This window comes from Clostridium gallinarum, from assembly GCF_014836325.1.
Lineage (GTDB): Bacteria > Bacillota > Clostridia > Clostridiales > Clostridiaceae > Clostridium > Clostridium gallinarum.
In genome coordinates, this window is record NZ_JACSQZ010000003.1 from 67,787 (window position 1) to 94,698 (window position 26,912).

The 26,912-nt window shown below is 26.8% G+C and carries 23 protein-coding genes and 3 tRNA genes; 3 read left to right on the forward strand and 23 right to left on the reverse strand.

Annotated features, from left to right (window positions below):
• Positions 1 to 91: 91 nt before the first annotated feature.
• The 5 genes from H9660_RS01390 to H9660_RS01410 form a co-directional block, all read right to left on the reverse strand.
• The gene (locus tag H9660_RS01390; protein WP_191747796.1) at positions 92 to 892 is read right to left on the reverse strand and encodes a hypothetical protein; all 801 of its coding nucleotides are present in this window, start codon (positions 890 to 892) and stop codon (positions 92 to 94) included.
• A 59-nt stretch (positions 893 to 951) separates the two neighbouring features.
• Positions 952 to 1,128, reverse strand: a complete 177-nt coding sequence (locus tag H9660_RS01395) for a hypothetical protein (RefSeq protein ID WP_191747798.1) — start codon at positions 1,126 to 1,128, stop codon at positions 952 to 954.
• 393 nt (positions 1,129 to 1,521) lie between these two features.
• Complete coding sequence (locus tag H9660_RS01400; RefSeq protein ID WP_191747801.1) at positions 1,522 to 2,841, reverse strand: murein hydrolase activator EnvC family protein; 1,320 nt, start codon at positions 2,839 to 2,841, stop codon at positions 1,522 to 1,524.
• A gap of 16 nt (positions 2,842 to 2,857) precedes the next feature.
• Positions 2,858 to 4,105 (reverse strand): TcaA 3rd/4th domain-containing protein, encoded by a 1,248-nt coding sequence (locus H9660_RS01405; RefSeq protein ID WP_191747803.1) that lies wholly within the window; start codon positions 4,103 to 4,105, stop codon positions 2,858 to 2,860.
• 11 nt (positions 4,106 to 4,116) lie between these two features.
• On the reverse strand, positions 4,117 to 4,458 hold the full coding sequence (locus H9660_RS01410; protein WP_191747805.1) for a hypothetical protein: 342 nt from the start codon (positions 4,456 to 4,458) through the stop codon (positions 4,117 to 4,119).
• Positions 4,459 to 4,580: 122 nt separating this feature from the next.
• Here H9660_RS01410 and H9660_RS01415 point away from each other — a divergent pair, with 122 nt between their 5' ends.
• The gene (locus tag H9660_RS01415; RefSeq protein ID WP_191747807.1) at positions 4,581 to 5,354 is read left to right on the forward strand and encodes a histidinol phosphate phosphatase; all 774 of its coding nucleotides are present in this window, start codon (positions 4,581 to 4,583) and stop codon (positions 5,352 to 5,354) included.
• A gap of 175 nt (positions 5,355 to 5,529) precedes the next feature.
• On the opposite strand, the gene H9660_RS16425 is transcribed toward H9660_RS01415, so the two are convergent.
• The 10 genes from H9660_RS16425 to H9660_RS01465 all read right to left on the reverse strand — a co-directional run bounded on the left by H9660_RS16425 (position 5,530) and on the right by H9660_RS01465 (position 18,095).
• Positions 5,530 to 10,737, reverse strand: coding sequence for a S8 family serine peptidase (locus tag H9660_RS16425; RefSeq protein ID WP_191747809.1), 5,208 nt, complete (start codon positions 10,735 to 10,737; stop codon positions 5,530 to 5,532).
• 703 nt (positions 10,738 to 11,440) lie between these two features.
• Entirely contained in the window at positions 11,441 to 12,004 is a 564-nt protein-coding gene (locus tag H9660_RS01425) for an ATPase (protein WP_191747811.1), read from the reverse strand.
• Position 12,005: 1 nt separating this feature from the next.
• On the reverse strand, positions 12,006 to 12,170 hold the full coding sequence (locus H9660_RS01430) for a hypothetical protein (RefSeq protein WP_191747814.1): 165 nt from the start codon (positions 12,168 to 12,170) through the stop codon (positions 12,006 to 12,008).
• Positions 12,171 to 12,318: 148 nt separating this feature from the next.
• On the reverse strand, positions 12,319 to 12,810 hold the full coding sequence (locus tag H9660_RS01435) for a GNAT family N-acetyltransferase (protein WP_191747816.1): 492 nt from the start codon (positions 12,808 to 12,810) through the stop codon (positions 12,319 to 12,321).
• Positions 12,811 to 12,855: 45 nt separating this feature from the next.
• Entirely contained in the window at positions 12,856 to 13,320 is a 465-nt protein-coding gene (locus H9660_RS01440; RefSeq protein WP_191747818.1) for a GNAT family N-acetyltransferase, read from the reverse strand.
• A gap of 89 nt (positions 13,321 to 13,409) precedes the next feature.
• Entirely contained in the window at positions 13,410 to 14,222 is an 813-nt protein-coding gene (locus H9660_RS01445; protein WP_191747820.1) for a YhfC family intramembrane metalloprotease, read from the reverse strand.
• Positions 14,223 to 14,253: 31 nt separating this feature from the next.
• The gene (locus H9660_RS01450; RefSeq protein ID WP_191747822.1) at positions 14,254 to 15,384 is read right to left on the reverse strand and encodes a DUF5808 domain-containing protein; all 1,131 of its coding nucleotides are present in this window, start codon (positions 15,382 to 15,384) and stop codon (positions 14,254 to 14,256) included.
• A gap of 10 nt (positions 15,385 to 15,394) precedes the next feature.
• Positions 15,395 to 15,775: a GntR family transcriptional regulator gene (locus H9660_RS01455; protein WP_191747824.1), complete on the reverse strand. Its 381-nt coding sequence runs from the start codon at positions 15,773 to 15,775 to the stop codon at positions 15,395 to 15,397.
• Positions 15,776 to 15,790: 15 nt separating this feature from the next.
• Complete coding sequence (locus tag H9660_RS01460; protein ID WP_191747826.1) at positions 15,791 to 17,389, reverse strand: ABC transporter permease; 1,599 nt, start codon at positions 17,387 to 17,389, stop codon at positions 15,791 to 15,793.
• Positions 17,382 to 18,095 (reverse strand): ABC transporter ATP-binding protein, encoded by a 714-nt coding sequence (locus H9660_RS01465; RefSeq protein WP_191747828.1) that lies wholly within the window; start codon positions 18,093 to 18,095, stop codon positions 17,382 to 17,384. Before H9660_RS01465 ends, H9660_RS01460 begins: the two co-directional genes overlap by 8 nt.
• Positions 18,096 to 18,391: 296 nt before the next feature.
• Between H9660_RS01465 and H9660_RS01470 the strand changes: the two genes are divergently transcribed.
• Both H9660_RS01470 and H9660_RS01475 read left to right on the forward strand, forming a co-directional pair.
• Positions 18,392 to 19,018, forward strand: coding sequence for an ECF transporter S component (locus H9660_RS01470; protein WP_191747830.1), 627 nt, complete (start codon positions 18,392 to 18,394; stop codon positions 19,016 to 19,018).
• Between the two features lie 244 nt (positions 19,019 to 19,262).
• Positions 19,263 to 19,445 (forward strand): alpha/beta-type small acid-soluble spore protein, encoded by a 183-nt coding sequence (locus H9660_RS01475; protein ID WP_191747832.1) that lies wholly within the window; start codon positions 19,263 to 19,265, stop codon positions 19,443 to 19,445.
• An 84-nt stretch (positions 19,446 to 19,529) separates the two neighbouring features.
• Here H9660_RS01475 and H9660_RS01480 read toward each other — a convergent pair whose 3' ends face one another.
• The 8 genes from H9660_RS01480 to clpB form a co-directional block, all read right to left on the reverse strand.
• Entirely contained in the window at positions 19,530 to 19,877 is a 348-nt protein-coding gene (locus H9660_RS01480) for a class Ib ribonucleoside-diphosphate reductase assembly flavoprotein NrdI (protein WP_191747834.1), read from the reverse strand.
• Positions 19,878 to 20,184: 307 nt separating this feature from the next.
• Positions 20,185 to 20,259 (reverse strand) — tRNA-Gly (locus H9660_RS01485).
• A 3-nt stretch (positions 20,260 to 20,262) separates the two neighbouring features.
• A tRNA-Lys gene (locus H9660_RS01490) sits at positions 20,263 to 20,338 on the reverse strand.
• A gap of 5 nt (positions 20,339 to 20,343) precedes the next feature.
• Positions 20,344 to 20,420: transfer RNA gene (locus H9660_RS01495), tRNA-Arg, on the reverse strand.
• A 145-nt stretch (positions 20,421 to 20,565) separates the two neighbouring features.
• Positions 20,566 to 22,383: an acyltransferase family protein gene (locus H9660_RS01500; protein WP_191747836.1), complete on the reverse strand. Its 1,818-nt coding sequence runs from the start codon at positions 22,381 to 22,383 to the stop codon at positions 20,566 to 20,568.
• 167 nt (positions 22,384 to 22,550) lie between these two features.
• Complete coding sequence (gene rsiV / locus H9660_RS01505) at positions 22,551 to 23,453, reverse strand: anti-sigma-V factor RsiV (protein WP_191747838.1); 903 nt, start codon at positions 23,451 to 23,453, stop codon at positions 22,551 to 22,553.
• Positions 23,454 to 23,483: 30 nt separating this feature from the next.
• Positions 23,484 to 23,969: a sigma-70 family RNA polymerase sigma factor gene (locus H9660_RS01510; RefSeq protein ID WP_191747840.1), complete on the reverse strand. Its 486-nt coding sequence runs from the start codon at positions 23,967 to 23,969 to the stop codon at positions 23,484 to 23,486.
• A gap of 348 nt (positions 23,970 to 24,317) precedes the next feature.
• Positions 24,318 to 26,912 (reverse strand): ATP-dependent chaperone ClpB, encoded by a 2,595-nt coding sequence (gene clpB, locus H9660_RS01515; RefSeq protein WP_191747842.1) that lies wholly within the window; start codon positions 26,910 to 26,912, stop codon positions 24,318 to 24,320.

A 26,912-nucleotide genomic window follows, 5' to 3' on the forward strand; every position in this document is an offset into this window, starting at 1 on the left:
TAATATCAATTAGTTTCAAATATTTGTTTATATAAGTTTAATAAATATTATATAGTTAAAATTTTTACATTTCAACTTATAATATAATATTCTAATTGACTATTTCTCCATTAGAATTTATAAATTTAACTACACCATCTATTGTAACTTCTAATCCCTTTTCTTTAATATCACCTAATTTTATATCTTTACCTTTGGAATTCCATAATGTCTTATGAGAATTATTATTTAAATCAACTATCCAAATGTATTTGTTTAAGCCATATCCAAAATAAGGTAGATTGCTAATATATGCTACTTTTGTGTTATCAATAAATTTAGCTTCTGCATTCCACAAATATCCTTCATAACTTTGCAATACTGTATCTTTATTGAATACTTCTCCATTTGGTGCAACATATTTATCTTTATTTATAGTTGCTTCATTTTTATCTACATTAAAAATCTTCATATTTTGATTTTCATCAATAGTTAATATTAAATTTCTATTTGGATTTAAAACATAATAAATATTATCTGGAATATCTTTTATCCCCTTAAACTTAACTTCACCATTATTTTCTTCATATTCTGCTTTTAATATAAGTCCATCTCTAATAAATAAATCCATACTTTTACTTTCTGGCTCTTTAGGTAGTGTTTCTTCTTTAGATGATTCTTCTTCATTAATATTTTCTTCTATTAAAGTATCATCTGGACTCATATTTTCATCTTCATCAATCCAATTTTGAACTTTATTTCTTAAAGTATCCATATTAATACTATTCATAGCTATTGTAATAAATAGTGTTCCCACTACAAATATTGCTAATAAAGATATTATAAATATCCTTTTTCTACGCTTTCTCATCTGCCTCTCATAATCTCTGCTGAATATGCTAGGTTTTCTCACACCTAATTACCTCCTAAAACAATCATATTAAAGCTCTATATAATAAAAACTTAATGTTATTATTTTCTACTTCCACATCCACAAGAAGATTTTCCGCCTTTTGTGCTACAACATCCCCCACACTTTATAAGACCATTTTCCCTTAATTCTTCTACAGTAAGCTTCGCCTCATTTTTATCATATTCTTCATATTCTGGTGTAGCCTTTAGTAGATCTTCATTTTTAATATTTATCATTTAAATCACCTCATCTCCTATTATATACTTTTACACCATTAAATCTCCATACATTTTATATATTTTTAATTTTATTTTAATATAATAAATGTTATATATCTTAAAATTTTATAAATTTCGATTTTTTCTTCTAATCTATTGGATTTTTTGACCAAATATACTATAATAATTATATATTAATTATATTTTACAAATTATATTTATAAATGCCCATACTTACTGTTAATATTTTTATTAACAGTTTTAATAAAACCCCACATATGTTCATTTATTCCCTTTCTTAAATGAACATAAAACCCTTTAACCTGTACAATATATTTGTGCAGGTTTTTATATTTTTAAAGAATAAGAGCTGGATTTACCCAGCTCTTATTATATCCTGTTTTTATTATTTTATAAATAATCCATAGGATTTACATGTTGTCCATTAATTCTTATTTCCCAATGTATATGAGGGCCTGTACTCATACCAGTTGAACCTACCAATGCAATAGTTTGTCCTCTATAAACAGATTCTCCAACTCCAACTAATAATTGACTATTATGACCATATAATGTTTGAATACCACTACCATGATCTAATATTATTGTATTACCATATCCACTAATCCATCCTGAATATACTACAACACCACTTTTAGATGCAGCTACTGGTGCTCCATATGGATCTCCTAAATCAGTTCCAGTATGGAAGCCTGGTTCACCTGTTACCGGATTTATTCTAGGACCATATGGATCTGTAATAGGACCACTTCCAGGTCTTAAAAAGCTTTCAGTACTAGGGTCTCCTGTTGCTCCACTATCATCTACTTCTGGACTTTCAGGAGTTGTTGTTACACCACTAGAATTGTTTCCACTATTTATATTTGCAAATATATTATCTAATTCTGCTTGAAGCTCCTGATTATATGATATTAAATCACCAATTTGTTCTTCTAGTTCTTTTTCTTTATCACTTAATGATGCAAGTAAACTAGATTTTTCTGACTCCATTTCATAAAGTTCATTAATCTTACTTTGATGATATTCTTCTTTAGCTATATACTCTTTTTGAGCTTCTTTTAATTCATCTTGTTTTGCAACCACAGCTTTTTTATTTTCTTCTATACTTTCTAATTGTTTTGCAATTTCATTTTTTTCATTTTCTAATTCAGCTTCTATTCTTTTAGCTTCTGTTATTAAAGTTTTATCAAAATTAATTAATCTATAAATATTTTGAATGTTATTAAATAAAGATAATATATCCTCACTTTTTAATATTAAATATATGTAATTAGTTACTACATCTATTTTGTAATATCCTATAAGTCTTTTATCTATATTACTTTTTATTTCCTCAGCTTCCTTTTGCTTTTCAACTATTAATTGTTCTCTACTCTCAATCTCATTTTGAGAACTAACAATTTCACTATTAATCCTATCTATTTCAGCTTGAACTTCATCAATTTTTACTTGATAAGACTGTACTTCTTCTTTAGCTGCATTTAACTCTTTACTTTTTTCATCTATTTGGTCTAAAACATTTTGTAATTCATTAGTTTGACTATCTATTTCATTACTAATCTTATCTTTTTCACCTTCAAGACTATCAATTTGATTTTGATTTTGATTTATCTTATCTTGCAAAGAAGAAGTAGTTTCTGCAAATGCTATTATATTAGTAGAAAAAACTATAGTAACTATAACTGTCATTAGTTTATATTTTTTTTTCATCTTAACACTCCATCAATTATTCTAAATTAAACTTTTGAACATCATTAACAATCCAATTACCATCTTTATATTCCATATTAGTTAAAAACATCTCTTCCACATTTTTATCTAGGAAAGGTAATATTTTTTTGCTTATATTGTAACTTAGTTTAATTACTATTTTCCCCTTATAAACTCCATCCTCAAAATAGAATTCACTATTTTTTACTTCTGTCTGCAAATCATTAAGCTCATAATTATTTTTTAAAAATAAACTTTCTCTTTTTATACTAGTATATATTTTATAATTTGCATCATCTTCTGCATTTACAATTAAATTATAGTCTGATTTATTTAAAGCATTAAAAACACTTTCATAAAATTCTTTAGTTGCTTCATTAATATCAGAAATTAATTTATCATTAACTATATCTACATTTATATTTATATTAGGTAAATTACCAACTTTAACTTCTTCACTTTTAACTGTTCCCCAAGGTAATTCTTTTTGTAAATATATTCTTATATCCTTTTCTAATGGAATTGGTCCAAAATTTTGAATATCCTTCACCTTTTTATTAATATCTTCATTATTTATAAATACAGATGCATCTTCAAAATTTGATGTTAAAGTTATATTAGTTGCAGGAATATCTAATTTATAATCTAAATCTTCCATTATATAAACTTCTTTTTCTTCTTCTACTATTCCATATAAAGTTTCTAGTTCTCCCCTAAGTACATATTTCCCAGGAATTAATTTTTTGTCTATTTTAGTTGATAAAACTTCTTTATTGTTTAAAAAAAGCTTTGTTTCATTAAAATTAGTTTCAATTTCAAGTGACACTGGGGTAATTTCTAAGTGATAATTATCAAAAAATAATTTTTTTTCATTTATTAAGGTAAAATATCCCCCTTTGTTATTACTCCTTAATTGCTTAATTATTTGATTTACTTTTTCTTGATTTTCAGAGTAATATTCTGATAAAGGCTTCAAATCTTCCTTACTTATTTTTTCGCCATTTAACCTTATTTTTTTATATATTTTTCCTGGTTTATTTTCTTTCATTGATATTTCTAAATCTTTTAATAAAGTACTTTTAGATGATTTATGATTACCAATACTAACTAAAACTACAGTTAAAAATATAAATACTATTAGAAATAATGCTTTTCTTCTATTGAAAAAATCTTTAAAATTTCTAAAGGTTAAATTATTTATATCTTCTAATAGATCCTTTAAATATTCCTTTGAGCTTTCAAAGAAGTTCTTTAAATCCTTCAATATCTTCACCCTTATTCTAAAATATCTATTATCCACTTTCTACACGCTAAACATTTATATATTCTTATAACGAATAAATCTAATAAACCACTTTGTCTTTCTTTAACTAATAAGCTTAGTTCTTCTCTTGTAATAAACTCATCATATTCATTTAAGAAACCTTGAATTTCAATAAAATAATTCTTTTTAGTTCTTCCACAACAGTCATTTTCTTCGACAACTTCTAATTCTTCATAGTTAAGCTTATGACTAAATTCTTTTATAATATGTATTACATCTTCAAATTCTTCAATATTATCTAAAAAATCTTCCTTATAAAACACTAAATCTTTTATTGTAAATAATTTCTCCATAAAACCACAACCTTTGCTATTTTGTAATTTTATTTTATATTTATTAATATTATTAATCAAGATATTTAATTTTAATATTTTATTACAAATGATATAATCATATTATAAAAGGGGGAATTTAAATGATTTTTGATAGTCATATGCACTCTAAATTTTCTACAGATAGCAGAATGAAAATAGAGGATGCAATAATAACTTCAAAAGAAAAAAATCTAGGTATTATAATAACAGATCATATGGATTTGGCTTATCCTGTAAAAGAAGATTTTAAATTTCATATACCTAGTTATTTTAATGAATACGAAAAATATAGAGGGGATAGACTTAAGCTTGGAATTGAAATAGGATTAACAGAGGATACTCTTTTAGAAAATGAAGCTATTGCTAAAAATTATGATTTTGATTTTATTTTAGGCTCTATTCACGCAGTTAATAATCTAGATATTTATGTTGATTATATAAATCAAGGTTATGATAAAACTAAATTCTTTCAACTCTACTTTGAAAATATGCTAACTTGTGTAAAGCTATATAATAATTTTGACTCCTTATCTCATATAGATTATCCGTGTAGATACTGCAAATTTGAAAATAAAGAAATAATTCTAGATGATTTTAAAGATATAATAGCTGAAATCTTTAAAATTCTAATAAATAAAAATAAGGTATTAGAACTTAATACCTCAAGACTTCATATTAAAGAAGCACAAAAATCTTTAATAGATATTTATAAATTATATTCAGATTTAGGTGGAAAATATATTACTTTAGGTTCTGATGCTCACATACAAAACTCTATAGGAAGAAATTTTGATTTAGCCCTAAACTTTTTAGAGAAAGTAAATTTACAAGGAGTTTACTTTGATAATAGAAAAATGAAGATAATAAATAGTTAATAAAAAATTATATTAAATTTTAATATAAAAAAGCTTAGTGTTTACGCACTAAGCTTTTTACATATCTTATCACTTTAATTATCTAAATCTAAATCACTCAATAAATACTATTAAAATAGTTATCTTCCATTTTACTTTAGATGAATTTCTATATAAATTTTATGGAGTACTTAAATTATTTTTTCTTTTTAGATACTATAACTCCACCTATAGTTGAAACTAATCCAAATACTAATGTTATTATTGAATTATTTCCTCCTGTTTGCGGTAAATTATTCTTATCTGTTATCTCCTTAGAATCATCTGGTTTTTCAGTAGTAGGTGGATTACCTGTATTATTTCCATTATTGTCATCTGGATTTTGTGGGTTATTATCATTATTTTCACCATTATCATTGTTACTTACATCATCACTATCATCCTCATTGTCTGGATTTTCAGGATTCTGCTGATCATTACCATTATTTTCACTATCATTTCCGTTATTGTTATTACTGTTATCATCTCCATCGCCTGGATTTTGTGGGGTATTACCGTTGTTGTTATTATCTCCACCACCTGGATTTACTGGTTCTCCTGGTTCAACAATATCCTTTTGATTTACAGTAACTATCTTATTATCTTGCCATATATAGCTTATTGGATCATAGAAAATTCTAACCTTAACAGCATAGCTTCCAGCTTCTTCTGGTATCCAAGAAGTACTTTTATTGCCACTTCGCTCTTGAATAACTGTCCATTCATCATCATTTTCTCCTCTTACTGAGAATTCATATTCAAATTCTACTTCTTCTGTTGGTGGAGTAGCTGTAATATTTAATGTTTCTCCTGCCTTTAATTCATATTTATCAGCTTCTAAAGTCACATTAAGATCTGGCTGTTCATCAAAATATCCACATTGTTCAAGAATATCATAAATATCATTCCCATCATAAACTTCCTGTGGTTCCTTAGCATCTTCATTTAAATAATCTTTCATTAAATAGTTTTCTATAACTGCACTCATATCGTTATAGTTAACTACTCCATCTTGAGTTAGATCTGCAGCAACCCTTTCTGATAAATTTTCACTATATTCACTAGAAATAATATCAGTATCGAAAATTGTAGGTACATATAACTTACCAACTTCAATAGCATCAAGAATATCTATTGCTCCATCTTCATTTACATCGCCTAATTTAGATTGTAATGGCGTTGAAGATGTAAATGAATAGCTTGTTATTGCAAATATATTCCCTATTCTATTGTTTTCCTTATTTAATCTACTTCCTGGTACATCTACAATACTATCAAATCCTCCTGGAGTTTCTAATACAACTTTATAATCACCTTCAATTATAGGAAGATCATTAAATGCAAACATGTGACCTCCTTCAAGCATTTTATCAAACTTAAAGTAAGTTGGCTCATACTTATTTCCATCTGGATCAATAGCATAAACTTTAGCATCCTTCATACCTCTAGCATAAGTTCTAGTTGTTCCATAAATTAAAGTTCTTTCAGTAGATTCAATTAATAAATTTTTATCCATAGTTCCAACTTGAACATCAACTAAGTCTCCATTAGAATTTTTAAACTCTCCACTAATCCCTCTTAAATTTATATATCTAAATTGTTCATCATCTATTAAGTCCTCTTCGAGTCCATCAAGCTTATTAACTTTATAATTAACATCAAATAATTTAATATTATCATTTAAGCCAATAATACTTTCTCCATTTAATTTAAATGAAATTTCAAATAATTGTCTCTCATCATCAGCTGGAATTTCCTTAAAACTTATATTAACCCCTTCTTTATTTTCACTTAATAAAGCTTTTAATTCATTAGTTGCAGTTATTGATTCTAAACTCAAATTAGCATTCCCATAATTTTCAACAATAAATGTACCTTCAGTAACATTATTAGCGTTATTTAAAGAAATACTTGCAACTAAGTTATCATTTTCAGTAACTCTTTCTAGATTTGTATCTAATGATAAATATTGAGTATCTTTATTCACAAATATAAAATTATGTGGCATGTCTGTTACTGTTGCAACATTAGCATATTCTAACTTAACCTTAAAGAAACCATCTTCTAAGTCACTTCTTTCTACCCCAGCTATTAATACATCTCCATCTTCCTTGGACATAACATCCATTCCAATTCTTTCACCATCTGGATAATATCCATTTGCATATAAACCATTTAATTCTTCTTGCTTTAAATAATCTAGACCATAATCTTCCTTCATTTTATCTACATACTCATTAAATACATTAGCTCTTATCCAAATACCTTCATGCTCTTCCCCATCATACCAAACCTCTGAAGAATATAAATCATCAGTTACTTCTATTATTCCTTCATTAAAATTAAAAGTAAGCTCATCAGAATTTGTATCGTTTATTACTGCCATAGATATAGTTTTTGAGAAAGTCTTTCCTTCATAAGTTTCAACTACAACTTCTAAATCATATATTCCATTTTCAACTGCACTCTTTTCTCCAGTAACATTTCCATTAACTATTTTAGAAACTAATCCACCTTGCATAATGTTTGGAACTAATGATTCAACATCTTCTACAATCCAACTACCATCTTGACTACCAGCATGTCCAATATATTCTTTTGTATCCTTATCTTTAATAAAAGTATGAATCACTGATACCGGTTCACTTACAGCCATACTAACTGTAACATCACTTCCTGTAAAATAAGTATATTCACTCTTATTAAATAAAGCTGATGTACTAAATGCTGATATTCCCTTTGATCTACCTTCATACATAGATGGATAATCTAATATACTAAATCCTTCTATTGATAATGTTACACTAAATGGCATTTGATAATCTTCATTACTATCAGTATCTTCAAAGAAAATATATCCTTCGTAAGTTCCATTACTTGCAGTACCAGGTAAAATTATTTCTGCATCAAAACTCTTACTTGATCCTGGAGCTACTGTTATTGTATCTACAATATTTAAGTTCACATTATTTTCTTCTGCTGATAATGCTCTATCGCTATTTGAGTAATGAACTGATACATCATAGCTTTTTGTTTCAGTTGAATTATTACTAACTGTAACTGGAATTATCTTCTTTACATCATTAGATTTATCTTCACTCTTATATACTCTTCCATAAGAAAGCATACCTGTTACATTATCATACGTTTCTCTATTTTCTCCTGATATAACCTCATATTCTGCTTTAAATGATACATCTTCGTAAACTGCTTCATATGGATTAACTCTTCCTGCACCTATTTGATGAACACTATAGTCACTACCATCTTCTTTATTAATCTTTTCTGATGTATTCATCAATGCTGCTTTTACATCCTCTGGGGTATACTCTGGATTAGCTTGAAGAATTAAAGCTGCTATACCAGCTACATGAGGTGTTGCCATTGAAGTTCCGCTCATTCTTTCATAAGCTACATTATAATTATCCTCATCTTCATTTTTATCATTTATATATTCTGGAACTGTTGAAAATACTTGTGACCCTGGTGCTATAACATCTGGTCTTATTTCATAAGTTCTCTTAACTGGACCTACAGAACTAAAATCAGTTAATTTATCACCTTCAACGATAATACTATCTAAAGGATTTAATTTAATCTTTTTATCTAAATTTTCTTTTAAAGCTTGTCCACTTTCTAGTGATAAAGCTAAAGTATTTAAATTTGTGCTTTCCCCAATATACGGCATAGTAGAGCCTGTAACATTATTTACTATAATTGCAAAGGCAGCACCAGCATCTTTTGCATTTTGTAATTTTTCAACAAATGTCAATGTTCCTCTATCAATTAAAGCAACCTTACCTGTTACATCTACTTCAGCGAATTCTTCTTCACTTCCTAAACCACAATAAACTAATTCATAATCTTCATTTTCAAAATTTGAAAATGGAATCTCTAAATTTTTAACCATAACTTGTGAATTTATTTCTAAGCCTTCTAAAGATATTTTGTAAGTATCAACTTCATAATCTACAGAACTTGCTCCTACACTAATTGGTAATTGAGCAGTTCCTGGAGCTGAAGAGGTTCCTGCATTTGGTCCTGAATTACCATTTGCAATTACTGTTACAACTCCTGCTAAAGTTGAATTATTAACAGCTGTAACCATAGGACTAAATGGATCTGTAGTACCTGAATCACCAAGTGACATATTTATTACATCCATTCCATCATTAACAGCTTTTTCAATACCTGCTATTATTCCTGAAGTTGCACCTGAACCCCTTGGCCCTAAAACTCTATATCCATAAAGTTCAACATTTGGAGCAACACCAAGAACTGCATTATCAGTTCCAGTATTTGCTGCTTGACCAGCTATAGTTCCTGAAACATGAGTACCATGAGATGTATAATATGCATTTCCATAATAATCAAACTCTTCTTCTCCACTTTCTTTCCAATCACTATAAGTTGTTTCCATAGGATCTGCATCATTATCTATAAAATCCCAACCTTTAACAGAATTAATATCTTTATTATTAGCATCAACATCCTTTGCTTTAACTCCTCTATATGCATCAATTAAATCTGGATGATTATAATCTATACCAGTATCTAATACCCCAACCTTAACTCCATCACCTTTTATTCCCTCTTCATGCAAATCATCAATATCTAAAAATGGTACTGAATCCATCATAAAAGGTTCTATTCCGTTTAATACTACTTGTTCTACATTTTCACTCTTTTCTTCTAAATCTTTAATATTATCTTCTTCAGATTTATTTATTTCTTCAACTTCATTTACTATTTTTTCTTCATTTACTAATATATCTGTTTCATTTTTTAATTCATTTTCCTCTGTTATAGATTCATTATTTTCAACTTCATTAGAAATATTATTAGTTTCATTATCTACATTTTCTTCATCTAAAGTTGCTATACTAACTTCATAATCTTTATGAATTTTCTTAACAACATCACACTTTGTTAAAGATTCTAATTCACTAGATTTTATACTCATTGCTACACCATTAAAAACAGTATAATACTCTTCTTTTATTTCTATTGGTGTATCACTATAAGTTTGTGGCATATTCCCTAAAAAAGTTTCAAATACTCTGTGATCCCTTTCTACCTTTGATTCAGATAAACTAAATAATGATGTTTCATTTTCTACTGCTAATGGTTCACTTACAAATTCTACAATAACTGAAATAACTTCATCAGATTCTAAATTTATATCTTTGGAAATTTTTGAATTACCACTTGATTCCTCAATTAAATTTCCATTCCTTATGCTACTTAATAATTTTGCATATTGTGAATCATTTCTTGAATTCACTTTTGCATAGCTTAAAGAATTAGACCCTAAACTTACAACTAAAGCTATCCCTATTATTCCTCTCAGCTTATTTTTTTTCATTAACTTTTACCCCCTAATTTTTTTGCTTATTGCATTAATTAATATATATTTTTAATATTTTTCTTTTGTAGATATGTAAATATTATTTTAATAACTACTATCAATTAAATAATATATCGCAGATTATTTTGATTGTTTTTACTTTATTTACATATATTTACTTATGGTTTATTATACTATTGCTCATTTTTTTGTCAATTGCTTTTTTATTATATTTATTTTGATTAAGTCTAATAAAAATAGCCCTAGGCAATTTTTATTAATGCCTAAGGCTATAAATATCTACTATTTATTAAAAACTGTATCTAATTTACCTGCAAATATCCAATAGAATGGGATTGTCATAAAATCTTAAATATATGTTGACAATAAACTTAAACAACAATTCTCTAAAATATCTAAAAGTATCTTATTTCAAGGCATTCTAGGAACAAAATCCCACTATGATGATACAGCCTTTTATCACTATATATCAGATTATATATAATACGATTAGAATTAAGTCACATAAAAAAATTCCGTTGCTTATGATACTTCTTATTGTAACTACTCCAAATTATTTTTTTATTTGTGGTACGGTTCACAGTACCGTAAGTAAAAAATTAGAATTCCTCATATGCAATATAATTAAAAGAAGTTTAAATTCATGTTTTAAATATATTTCTATAAAAAATAAGTAGTAACATCACTTAGATTCTACTACTTATTCTAAATTAATATTTAGCCATTTTGGTATTTTTCTATCTTTCCATATTAGCTTACCATTTTTCAAATATATAACTTCTTTCAATACATCTGTATTATCAAATATATTTACTTCATCACATATTATAATTACATTATTCAAATTATTTAAGGAATCATAATATCTTCTTTCTATATCCTTATCTGGTATCCCATGTCCACCTTTACTTACTCTAATTCTCACTCTTTCCTTTGCAATGTTAGGATTCTCTACACCTACATAATTCATAACTATATAAAAACCATTTTCTTTTGCAAACTTTATATTTCTTATTATGCTTTTTCCTGATAAAGTAGTTTCTTGGTTGAATGATATGCCCTCTAAAATATAGTGCTTTATTAATTTAACCGCTTCTCTTGCACATTTCATTTGAAGAGTATTATCTTTCCAAGAACCAATTCTAGCTACCATCTCATCAGTATTTATTCTTTTTTCTTCTTTATTTTCATTATAATAAATAGATTTATATATAGAAGTTTTTCCCGCACCATTAACTCCAGCGAAAATTGTATATGTTCGCATATTATTCCCCTATTATTTTGGCTTGCTCTTTTTGTAGCACTAAATTTGATAAGGTCATATAAAAATCTTGCTCTTCTTTTGTCTTTGCCTTTTTAAATAAATCCTTCAATTGGCTATAAGAATAATTAATAAAAATATCATATAAATTATTATCTTTATTTTCCATATCAAACTCCTCCTAATGAAATCCCATTTATTCATTATTATATCCCAAACATAGAAAATAATAAACTTAATATCCTTTTATTTTGGTTCTCCATAGCTATGCTATTATTTACTTTTACTTCAAAATAATTATGTTGCATTTACTATCTTTAAATTTCACTTAATTTTATTATTTCCTTTTCAGTTAATCTATAAACTGTCCATTCATCCATTGGAACTGCTCCTAATGATTTATAAAACTTAATTGATGGTTCATTCCAATCAAGGCATGACCATTCTATTCTCTTACATCCCTCTTCTTTAGCTTTTCTAGCTAAAAATTTAAATATTTCACTTCCAAAGCCATTTCCTCTATATTCTTTTTTTATAAATATATCTTCTATATATATTCCACTTCTACCTATGAAAGTTGAAAAATTATAGAAATATATACAATAACCAATTTCTTTATTATCTACTTCTAATATAAGTGCATTAGCTCTATTGTTTTTAAATATTGATTCCATTAATGTTTCTTCAGTTGCTATAACTTGATCTGACATCTTTTCATACTCTGCTATTTCCTTTATAAGGCTTAATAATGTGCTTACATCTTCTTCCTTAGCATTTCTTATAACTAAATTATTTTTATTTTCTCTCATATCTTCATTCCCTCTCTTTATCTTATAAATTTATTTATATAATGATTATGCAATTTCTCTAACCATTGCTAAATCACATCTTTCACATACTTCTTCTTCAAATTCTTCAAAACCATATTTTTTATATAACTTTACTGCTTTATACAAAACAGAATTAGTTTGAAGTGTTATTTTTTTATAATTTAAACTAATTGCTAGCTTTAATGAATTCTCAAGCATTATATTTCCTAGCCCCAAACCTTGGAATTCTTTTTTTAGATACATTTTTCTAAGCTCGCAAGTTTCCTCATCTATTCTATATATTCCATAACTTCCTATTATCTCACCTTTAAATTCTATAACTTCAAAGTCCCCATTATTTTCAGTATAGTATTTAGGTATATCTGTTATATCTAGATCTTCATCATTTGGATTTAAATTTAATCCATATAAATTAAGTACTTCTTGCACTAACTTTAATACTTTTTCTTCATCTCCTACTACAGCTTTTCTTACAATTAAATCCTTCATAAAGTAGCCCCCTTATTTTTGTGTAAAATAATAGACTTCTATAAATATAGAAATCTATTATTTATAATTATAACTATTATTTACTAATATTATAAATAATTTTCCAAATCATTGCTAGTTTTATAAGATTTTTTTACTATCTTATTAAATATAACTAATGCAAGTATTACAGCTAATCCCATAATTAATAATTCTAATAAAAGGATATTGGTTATAACTCCAGCTTGATAAAGAGCTGCTGGAAAATTTATTGCTGCATGTATTATCACAGCTAAAAAATAATAAATATACTTTTTTTCTTTTACTGCATATAAAACTAAAACTGATAAAGAAATATGAACAATTATAGCTGTAATTCTTTCAAATCCAGGGGCTAACCAATAAAAAGCACTACTATTTATATAGTGATTATATGTTGCATCTATTACATCTTTTGAGACCTTAGCTCCTTCCATTAAGGTTTGAAAACCACCCTTATTTATTAGAATTGCATATATAATAGAATTCAAGCTTGCTATACCACCAATTAGCATAGCTTCTATACCACCATGTCCTAACCCATATGCTATTCCAGTTAAATTATCATTTTCTTTTATTAAATATTTAAAAGCTATTAATCTTGCTGTTTCTTCAAAAATTCCTGCCATTAACCCTCCATAAAGCATATAAGCTAATGGATTATTTAATAAAAAATTAGATGTTCCTTTATTAAAGCTTAAAAAATAGCTATGAATAGGTGCTTCTAAAATTTGTACAGCAACAAAGAAAACTATCATCCCAATAAAAAATACTTTTAACTTTACCTTATACTTTTTCTTAAGATAAATGATTCCACCAATTGGTAAGAATATGTTTACAATCAAGCTAATCACCATAAAAAATATTGATAAATTACTAACCATTTTACTTCCCCCTTAAATACATTTTTCTAATTTAAATTCCACTTATAATAAAATATATAATCATTCCTATAAGAAATATAAATGTTACTAGCAAAAATATTAATCCAATAGGATTTCCTAAATTAACTTCCCATCCTATACCTATTCTCTTTTCAACAAATAAGCTTGGATCATTTTTATTATAATAAAAACTTCCTAATATCCAATTTTTATCGTCATCTCTATATATTTCTTTTTGTTCTTTATTAAATTTTATATTTTTACCACCTTGACCTATCTTAAAGCCTATAATTAAGAAAAGAATTATAGTTATTATTAATATCGGCAAAGCTACACTATATATTAAATTAATATCCCAAGAATAAAGAGTACAAAATTGTATAAAAGAAAACATTAGTACTATTTCTAAAGTAATTATAAATAGCATTATTGAATTAACTTTTTTGAATACTTTTCTTTGCTTTTTAATTTCCTCTAAAGTTCCACTATTAATATCAACCTTACCATTTATAGCAAATCTATTTGTTAAAGCTAAAAGAAATATCATTACACTTTGCATTAAAACTGGAAACATAACTAAATAAAAGAATCCTTTAAATCCTTCTTTATTTATAAAATTATCAGCAATTCCTTCTGCATTATAATGAATAGGAAAAGGATTTGGAACATTATTATAATTAATTAAAGTAACTATAACTGTTATTAAAGGGATAACTAATAAAAACATATAATTTCTTGTTTTTATTACAACATCATCTTCTTTTATTTTAGGCTTTCTTATGGTTGTATCTACAAATACAACATTTTTTCCTAAACTTCTCCATCCTTTTTCTTCCTTAAGCTTTAATGTCTTCTTCCAATAAATAATTATTGGTATATTCGTAACTATAATTAAAGCTAATATTAATACAAGATAAACCCATATCTTGGAGCTTAAAAATACAAGTAAATTTATTATAATAATTAAAGGTAAAATAAATATTAAATAATTCTTCTTATATTGTTTTTCTAAGCAAATTATATCTTTATCTTTTTCATACTCCTTCGGAACTCTAACTCCAAAAATAATCCCATTATTAGAAAACATATTAACAAAAAGAGTTGAAATAACTAATATTATACTTACAAAAACACTACTTCCTACAATAATTATCTTCTCCATTAACTATCACCTACCTTTTATCAAAATCTAAAAATACTTTATCTATATAAGCCTTAATTTCTTCTTTACTTAATCCTCTATTAAAACACTCTGCCATATAGTAGTATAGATTTTCATTTAAATTATCTTTAAACTTATCCATAGATTGCTCTAAATTTAATGATACTATTGCTCCTTTTCTTCTATCAATTTTTATATATCCTTCATCCTTTAATAAAGTATATGCCTTATTAACAGTATGCATGTTAACTCCTATATCTTCCGCTAATGCCCTAACTGATGGCAACTCTTCTTCTCTTTCAATTTCACCTTTTGCAATTCCTTCAATGACTTGATTTTTTATTTGGATATAAATCGGAACTTCCGAATCAAAATCTATTCTTAAAATCATTAAATCACCTCTTTTTTAAAGTTTATTAAATAATCTTACACAGCTAGTATTTAAAATAATACTTAATACTATTAATATTATTACTTCATATATTACTATTCCTATTAGAAAAATAGTTAAATTCACTATATTCCCATATATAAATATAACTACAGGGATAGCTATAAGCCCTACTCCTACAATCATTTGTATTAAAACACTTGCACTTTGCTTTACTACTGCTGTTTCTGATACCCAATTTAAATTAGGGAAATATAAATTAACTATTAATCCTAAAATAGGAACTATAAATGAATAAATAATTGATATTAAAAGAAGCCAACTAAACTGACTTAACAATAAATTCAATGAAATAGAAAATATAATATCTGCAATTATAACACTTGGTAAAATCAATATTAAATTCATTATTATCTTAGCTTTAAAAATCTCTATTGGATTAATTGGACTTGATTTTAATACCCATAAATTCTTTCCTTCCATCGAAATAGATGAATTTGTTGTGCAAGATAGTGTTAAAATTCCACATACAACTACTATAATAAACACAGGAATTATTTCTTTTATAATATCTACTTCAATAATACTTAAAATAACTTTTTCTCCTAAGAATATAGTAGCTACTGCCATTCCTATAAGCATTATTGGTCCAAATATAGTATTTACTACGTATATAGGTGATGCAAAATATCTTTTTATTTCTTTTTTAACTAATGCAGCTAACTGTGAAGAACTTTTCATCTCTTTCACTTTATAATTAGCTTTTTTATAACTTTCTTGAAGCTTGGCACTTATTTTATTAAAGCTCTTACTAAAAATAATTATAAAGACTGAAAAAACTAATAAAGAATATACTATAAATAATAAAATATATAAAAAATTATTATTAGTTAGGCCTTTTACCGCTAAAATTGCAGGAGGATAAATCTTTAAAATGCCTTCACTTATAGATTTACTATTTATAATTAAATCTTGTAACAAATCTCCTGATTTGAATGATAAGAAAAATATAAAAAACGCAATTCCTAAAGTTCCTAAAATAATAAATAAGTTTTTATGTCTAACTCTTGATGAAATATAACTTATTCCAAATGCAAATATAGATGCTATTACTATAGGTACAAGAGGTAATACTAAAAATACTAGTAATAAATTTATAAAAAATATAAAAGATATTGATGTATATTTATAATAAATTATTGCTGATGGTAATAAGGTAAATAAGGAAAAGAAATAATTTATAAAAAGTAGATACATCATTTTAGAAATTAATATATCACTTTTTTTAATAGGTAAACTAGCTAGTAAATCATAATCCTTAAAAGAAAATAATATTCCCTGTGCTTTATAAATCGAAGTAAAAAGTATCATTGCTGTACTAGCCATAAATCCCATAACTAAAAGTATTTCTAATAATCCTAACTGCTCTAATCCCATAGCTAAGAACTTAAAATATACGATTAATGTGCTTACCAGTGCAATTATAGAAAACCCAATTGTTGCTGTAAGAAAAATAGCTTTATTTCTTTCTATTTTTGATTTTTCCTTAGTAAATTTATTAATTCCACTAGAATTAATAAAAGTAATTTTTAAAAGACTTACTAAATTATTCATTATCTATCAACTCCATAAATATATCTTCTAATGAACTATCACCTTTTACATCTTTCATTTTTCCTTGAGTTACTATAAGCCCATTTTTTATTATTGCAACCTTATCACAAAGCTTCTCTGCAACTTCTAAAACATGAGTTGAAAAGAAAATTGCTACTCCTTCACTACATAGTTTTTTCATTTCTTCTTTTAATAAATGTGATGCTTTAGGATCTAATCCAACAAATGGTTCATCTAAAACTAATAATTTAGGTTTATGAATTAAAGCTGAAATAATAACTAATTTTTGCTTCATTCCATGAGAATATGAGGATATTAAATCTCCTAAGAAGTTAGTTATCTCAAATTTATCTGCATAAAACTTTATTAAGCTCTCTCTATCACTTTTTGATACATTAAATATATCTGCAATAAAATTTAAGTATTGTATTCCTGTTAATGATTCATATATATCTGGATTATCAGGTATATATGCAATTTTTTTCTTACATTCTAAAGGCTCCTTTTTTATTGAAATCCCATCGATTAATATATCGCCTTCTTCAAACTCAAGTATTCCAACTATTGACTTTATAGTTGTTGTTTTTCCTGCTCCATTATGACCTATAAATGCGAATATCTCTCCAGAATTAACATTAAGAGAAATATTATCTACAGCCTTTTTTCCACTTTTATATGCTTTTGAAAAATTAACTATCTGTAACATATTAACACTCCTTATTATACTTGTTATATTAATACTATAACAGTTGTAATAAAATTTCAATATCAAGTATTTAAATCTTATGTATAGTTTTCTATTAAACTCAATTTACACCACTACTCTCATCTTTTACTTTAGAACTAAATTATAAAAAATATAAATCTATATAACTTTCTTCTTTACACCATATTCATATATGATAGAATTATATTAGTCGGTATTCATTAGAAACCGAACTTCGCAAAATTTATTTTTTGCCGAATTATATCCTAGTAAGGAATAAGAACGGAGGAGTTTAAATGTTAAACACTAGAGGGGTGGGAAAATCCCATGCAAATGTTAGAAAAATGGTAATAATAGCTATGTTATCAGGAATTTGTTTATTCCTAGGCTTAACAGGGCTTGGTTTTATACCTCTACCACTTTTTAAACTAACAATTTTACACTTACCAGTAATCATAGGAGCTATAATTGAAGGTCCCGTTGTAGGTGGGTCTATAGGCCTAATCTTTGGATTATTTTCAATTTATCAAAATATTACAGCTCCAACACCAATGTCACCATTTTTTTATAATCCACTAATTTCTATTTTACCAAGAGTGCTAATTGGAGTAATATCTTATTATATTTATAAAATAATAAGATCAAAAATTAAAAATATAAAAGTTTCAATAAGTATTGCAGCAATTTGTGGATCTCTTATTAATACTATTGGTGTTTTAGGTGGTATCTACTTAATTTATTTTAAAGATTATGCTAATATTCTTGTGGAAAGAGGCACAATAGCATCAAATTCTTTAAATGCAGTTACTACAGCCCTATTAACTGTAATAGGTACAAATGGAATTGCAGAGGCTATTTTATCAGCTGTAATTGTGACTCCAATAGTAATTGCAATATTCAAAATGCAAAAGAAAAATATTTAAAATATATTTATATAAAAATAAAAACTCCTTCGGGAGTTTTTTTCATTAATTCTTAACTCTTAATTTTTAATTTAAAGCACAGTTTGTCTAATTTTACCCTAATAAGAACTGCCTTCCTCTATTTCATTTATTTTAATAGTTTATCTATTCTTTTTTTACACAATATAATATTACAAAGTTAAAAAAGACTTTTAAATAAAAGTTAAAACAAACTTTGAAAAAACATTTTGAGGAGGAGTTTATTATGGCAAAAAAATTAGTACCAGAAGCAAAGAATGGATTAGCAAAATTTAAAAATGAAGTAGCTAGCGAAATGGGAGTACCTTTCTCAGACTATAATGGAGACCTATCATCAAAACAATGCGGTAGCGTTGGCGGAGAAATGGTTAAGAGAATGGTAGAACAATACGAATCAAAAATTAAATAAATTGATACTATCTCATAATAAAAAAAGCTATGTGTAGTTTTCCTACACATAGCTTTTTCTTTTTAAAATAAACTATTGCTTATATTAAAGATTGTTAATAGCAGCTTTTACTGCTTCTACATCTTCATCATTTCCTTGTCCATCAATTTTACGAATACAAGCAATTCCATATTCTTTTTCAATTTTATCAGCTGCAAAACAATATGTTTCAGCATGTCTTGCCATACTACCATTTACAACAACACCACGAACTAAATCTTTGTGCTTATCTAAAAATTCTCTTGTAGCTTGTGAAATTTCACCTAATCCTTCATTACGTGTAACAAGAACGCATTCTTGATTTAATTCTTCACTAACACTTTGTGTTGTCATTCCTAATTTTTCAGCAAATGCTTTTCCACTACCAAATCTACTATCATATACTACTAACATATACTTTCTCCTTCTTATGTATAAATTTCTTTTATTATATCATAAAAAAAGAAAAATGTAAGAGTTCTGATAATATATTGGTATAATTATCATCATTTTCATAGTATTTCTATATATTAATTTTTAAAAAAGATATACACATTATATTCCTTGTTCCGTCGCATACGCTCCAAGTCACCGTCATACAATGTGTATCTCTTTGCAAACTGAAGGATGGAAAGTATAAATAGTTAATATAAGTCATAACTTTTTATACTTTCCTATACGCAAAAAAAATCTGTACAAATTTAAATTTGTACAGATTTCTTGGAGCGAAAGACGGGACTCGAACCCGCAACATTCACCTTGGCAAGGTGACGCTCTACCATTGAGCCACTTCCGCAAGTGGTGGCTTACCCGGGAATCGAACCCGGTACACCTTGATTAAAAGTCAAGTGCTCTACCGATTGAGCTAGTAAACCACAAGTGGTGCGTGTTAAGAGATTCGAACTCCTGGCCCACGCCTTAGAAGGGCGTTGCTCTATCCAGCTGAGCTAAACACGCTTGCTCACTACGTTGTATATAATACCCCAAAAGGTCGGATTTTGTCAACATATTTCTTAAAAAAAATAAAAAAGATATCCAAACATCAAAATCTTGGACATCTTTTTAATGTAATTTTATATTAAATTAATTATTCACCACTAATTCATTTTGTTTTATTTAATGCAGTATCTATAATAGAAACTAAAGCTTCAATTCCTTCTGATTCTAAATGAACACCATCTTCTGTAAAAAATTCTGGATGCTCTATTGCAGTAGAATACCAATCTATTAAGGTTACATTATCTCTTTCTTCTGCTTTTCTCTTCAATGTTTTATTTACATCCCTTTCCCATGCTCTTGGTACACGTACGTTTACTAAATAAACATTTGCTGCTGAGAAAGAATCAAGCAAATTATCAATTTCTTTATCAGTAAAATGACCATTTGCTCCTAATTCAATAATTACCGCTTTATTAGGATTATTAAATTCTGCATAAGTATTTACAAGGTCATTAGCTTCACGCATTTGCCTTCCAACTTTTCCATCAATGGTAATATTGTCATATTTATCATTTAATGCTGAGGTAATATCTAGCATAATAGAATCCCCAATAGCTAATATTTCTTCGTAAAAATTATTCTCAGGTGAAGAATTTACTTCTAAATCATATGTATCAGAAATTTCCTCTTTATTACTCAAAACTACTTCAGTTTCAGTAATTTCAGATATCTCTGTTTTCCCTTTGACTACTAACACATTATTAATGTTAATAGTCATAATCATAATAATTAAAATAATTATAGCAACTGAAGCCCTTCTAACTAAATAGCTTTTTTTACGGTTAGTGATACTTGCCAATTTCATATTCTTAATAAACTCTTTAACCCCATATTTTCTTATAGGCATTTCTATATAATTATATGAAAAATCTGCAACAATAAGTGTGATTATAAGTTGTAGCCCTACACGTAAATATGATGGATTTCCTATTTCATAAACAGGAGTACTTAAAACAATAATAGGATAATGCCAAAGATAAATTCCATAAGATCTCTCACCAATCCAAGTTAGAGGCTTCCATGAAAATATATGTCGTAAATAACTAGTAGGATTACAAACACAAACTATAAGTATAGCTGCATTTAAACTAATTAAAAACAATCCACCTCTGTAAAGAAATATATTATACTCATTAACAAAAACTACACAAAGTATGAATATTGTTAAGCTAACTGTAGCTATTATATTTAACATATTTTTTTGCCTATTAGATTTTTTCTTAGAGAAAGAGCCTCTATCAATAAATATTTTCATTGGACAAATAATAGCTAACCAACTTCCTATTAGTAATTCAAATGCCCTAGTATCAGTACCATAATATATACGACTAGGATCCATACCTGGTTTATATAATATACCCATTAACATAGCTGAAATTAATGCTAAACCAAAAACACTCTTATCTAGCTTGTCTCGTTTTTTGAAAAGCTTATATCCTATTATAAGTATAATAGGCCATACAATATAGAATTGTACCTCTAATGATAAAGACCATAAATTCTTAAAAGGTGATGGAGATCCAAAACTATCAAAATAAGAAAGTTTGTGAAAAATAAACCACCAGTTACTCACATAAAAAATAGATGCTATTCCATCCCCTATAATATTCTTTAACAAATTTGGCTTAAATAGAATTACCCAAATAAAAGTAGTTACTATCATTACAAAGGCTGCTGGAAATAAACGTCTAATACGACTAATCAAAAAATCCTTTAGTTTGAAACCTTTATTATTTTTTTGTATAGATAAAACTTTATCTGTTATTAAATAACCTGATATAACAAAAAATATATCAACACCTAAAAAACCGCCTCCAGCCCAGCTAAAACTAAAATGATAAGCAAGTACTATTAATACAGCAAAGGCTCTTAATCCATCTAAACTAGTTATATATCTATTGCTATTTATCTTTTTTGACATATAAATTTCCTCCTGTGTACATTCCTTTATCTATATAATAGAAATTAAATTAATTTAAAAGTTCTAGTTAAATTTTCTTTTTTACCTAAAATCTTTTTGTAAATATTTCTCTAAAAATATCAATAAAAGGACTCTAGATGTAATACTAAAGTCCTTTATAAAAAAGGTTATTTTATATACTCATTGCTAACCAATACATCAGATAATATATCTGTTGGAATTGTAAATTCTACAATTCCCATATACCCAGGAGCTACCTCATATTTATTAAAGGAAATTACTAACTGAGCTTTATCATTAATATAAAAATTCTGATTCTCATCTATTTCTTTAAATATATCCATATTACTATTTCCACTTTCATCAGCAATCCAATAAACCTTTTTTGAATCTAAATTCATTTGCTCTCTCATTTGTTCTTTAATATTTTCACTTATTATTTCTATATATTTATTATCTTTAAATAGACTAGGAAGAGTAATTAAAATCTCATTTTTTTTATCTATATTATCATATTCAAATGTTGTAGATGAACTTCCCACAGTATTTACTACATAACGCCCTATAGAAAATATATTCTCATTATCTGTTTTAACTACATATCCACTTTCTATACCTAGATGTCCATCATCTATTTCCTTCATTCCTTCCATATCAGCTATAAACTCTTCATATAGTTTTTTATTTTTAGAAATATATTTTTCATTTAAACTATCCTCTAAAGTTTTATTTTCTAACCCTTCTATAGAAGGTACTTTTATATCTGCTTTGTATTTATCTTCATCTATCTTATATTCTTTAAAGGTTAGCACCTTTACTATACTGTTTACTACTGGTATTTTAGATAGTTCATATGCAAATGTAGGACTACTATTTACACCAACTGTAAGTATTCCTGTAGCTATAGCTAAAGAAGCAGCTGTAACTCCTAATTTTTTGTATATTGTTTTTGTTCTAGTTTTATACACCCCTGAATCCCTAAAAGCTTTTTTTACTACAAAATCCAGTTCCTCTGGAATAGGTATTTCATTATATTCTTTCTTCAATTTCTGTAAGTTTTTATCCATCATATTAATCCTCCTAATAATTCAAAGCTACTCTTAATCATCCATTTTTATCCGCAATAATTTAAGCGACTTATATAACCGTGTTTTTATTGTATTAGTATTCTCATTAAGAATTTCTGCAATCTCTTCTATTTTTAAGTCTTCAAAATATCTCAGCACTACTACAACTCTATATTTTTCTGGTAAATTATCCATTGCTCTTTGCAAATCAAAGTTTTCATACTCGTCATTTATTTCTGAACCAAAACTTGCTAAAACTTCATTATCAACCGGAATTACTTTCTTTTGTTTTCTTAGAAAATCAATAGATGTATTTACTATAATCCTATAAAACCAAGTATTTATATAACTAATATCTTGAAGAGAATCAACATTAGCAACTGCTTTATATATTGATTCTTGCATAATATCCAAAGCATCATCAGTATTTTTAACATAACTATAAGCTACTCTATAGTATTTTTCCTTATTACTAATGATATAATCTGCTATTTGCTTTTTTAAAGTTTCTTTATGCATTAGTACTAAACTCTCCTTTGCTATAAATACATATCTTTGCTACTTCATACTTTATAAACGTATATAACTATTAAAAAGTTTTATTTTTAATAAATAAATTTTATATTTTAATTTATTTATATAAAATTTCTTCTCTTCTTTATAATAAACTTTATGTAAACTCATTATTCAAACCTATAAACAAGAAATATAAATAAAATCTTTTGATAAAACTAAATTTGAAAATGTTTATCTCTTGGCAAACTAAAGGAAGGAAAGTATAAATAGTTAATAATAAGGCATAACTTTTTATACTTTCCCATAAATAAAAATAAGAAGCTATTTTTCTAGCTTCTTATTTTTATTTCATTATTTAATTATTATATTTTCATTTTCTTCATCTACAACTACATTTGATCCATATCCAATTTCGCCTTTTATTATCTTTCTAGCTAAAGTGTTTTCTAATGTATTTTGGATATATCTCTTTAGTGGTCTTGCTCCATATACTGGATCGTATCCTTCTGTTGCCATAAATGTTTTTGCTTTATCAGTTACTTCAAGAGTGATATTCTTATCCTTTAATCTATTAGAAACTTCTTTTAAGAAGATATCTATTATCTTCTTAATTCCATTTTCAGATAGAGGTTTAAACATAATTATATCATCTACTCTATTTAAGAATTCAGGTTTAAATCTTAGTTTCATTTCATTCATAACTTGATTTCTAATACCTTCATCTACAGTATCTTCATTTTTATTTTCTAAAAGATAACTGCTTCCAATATTTGAAGTCATAATTATTATAGTATTTTTAAAATCTACAGTTTTTCCTTTATTATCTGTTAATCTACCATCATCTAATATTTGTAGGAAAATATTAAATACATCTTCATGGGCTTTTTCTATTTCATCAAATAGAATTACACTGTATGGATTTCTTCTTACTGCTTCTGTAAGTTGACCACCTTCGTCATATCCTACATATCCTGGAGGCGCTCCAACTAATCTAGATACAGAGTGTTTCTCCATATATTCAGACATATCTATTCTTATAATATTTTCTTCAGAATCAAATAAGTTTCTAGCTAAAGTTTTTGCAAGTTCTGTTTTACCAACACCTGTAGGCCCTAAGAATATAAATGAACCTATTGGTTTATTAGCATCTTTAAGTCCTGCTCTTGCTCTAAGTATAGCATTTGAAACAGCAGTTATTGCTTCTTCTTGACCAATAACTCTCTTTTCCATTTCACTTTCTAATCTTAGAAGTTTTTCTCTTTCACCTTCTAAAAGATTAGTTACAGGAATTCCAGTCCATTTTGAAAGAATCTTTGATACTTCCTCTTCTGTTACTTCTTCTTTTAATAAAGCACCTTCATAATTTTCTTTAACTTCAATTTCTTTTTGTTTAATTTCTTCTTCTAATGCTGGAATTAAACTATATTGAATTTCAGCAGCTTTATTATAATCGTAATTTCTTTGAGCAGCTTCTAAATCCCCTCTTGCATCATCTAATTTTGTTTTTAAATCTCTTAAACTAACTATTGCATCCTTTTCTTTTTCAAACTTTGCTGTCATTTCATCATTTCTAGCCTTAAGTTCTGCAATATCCTTTTCCAATGCAACTAATTTCTTTTTAGAACCTTCATCCTTTTCCTTAGTTAATGCTTCTTTTTCAATTTCTAATTGGAATAATCTTCTTCTTATATTATCAAGCTCTGTTGGAAGAGAATCTATTTCTGTTCTTATCATTGCACCAGCTTCATCAATTAAATCAATAGCTTTATCTGGCAGATATCTATCTTGAATATATCTATGAGATAATTTTGCAGCTGCAATTAAAGCTGAATCATGAATTCTTACTCCATGATGGATTTCAAATCTTTCCTTTAATCCTCTTAATATAGAAATAGCATCTTCTACTGTTGGCTCTTCTACAATAACAGGTTGGAATCTTCTTTCTAAAGCCTTATCCTTTTCTATATATTGTCTATACTCATCAAAGGTAGTTGCACCTATGCAGTGTAACTCTCCTCTTGCAAGTAATGGCTTAATTAAGTTCCCAGCATCCATAGCTCCATCAGTTTTACCTGCTCCAACTATAGTATGAATTTCATCTATAAATAGAATTATTCTACCTTCACTGCTTTGTACTTCTTTTAATACAGCCTTTAATCTTTCTTCAAATTCTCCTCTATATTTAGCTCCTGCAATTAAAGCTCCCATATCTAAAGAGAAAATAACTTTATCCTTTAAACCTTCTGGTACATCTCCCTTTATTATTCTTTCAGCTAAACCTTCAACAATAGCAGTTTTACCTACTCCAGGTTCTCCGATTAATACAGGGTTATTCTTAGTTCTTCTTGATAAAATTCTTATAGCTCTTCTTATTTCTTCATCTCTTCCTATTACAGGATCTAATTTATGTTTTTTAGCTAGGTCAGTTAAATTAGTACCATACTTTCCTAAAGCATCATAAGTGCCTTCTGGATCTTGAGTTTCAACTCTTTGGTTTCCTCTAACTTCCTTTAAAACTTCCATAAAAGTTTTCTTATTAATATTATATTTATCTAATAATCTCTTAACTTCTCCATTTTTATCTACATCAATTATTGCAAGCATTAAATGCTCAACACTAATATAAGAATCTTCAAATTTCTTAGCTAAATCTTCTGCTTTTACTAATACTTCTTCTATTTGTCTAGTAGCATAAACCCCAGAAGAGTTTGCACCTTCGCCTAAAACCTTTGGCATATTTCCTAAAACTCTATTTAAATCATCATTTAGCGATTTAACATTAACCCCCATTTTAGTAAATATATTTGGTATTAAGCCATCTTCTTGTTCTACTAGGGCTGTAAATAGGTGTATTAACTCTACTTGTTGGTGATTGAACTTAACTGCAATCATACTAGCATTATTTAATGCTTCTTGAACTCTTAATGTCATTTTATCAATATTCAT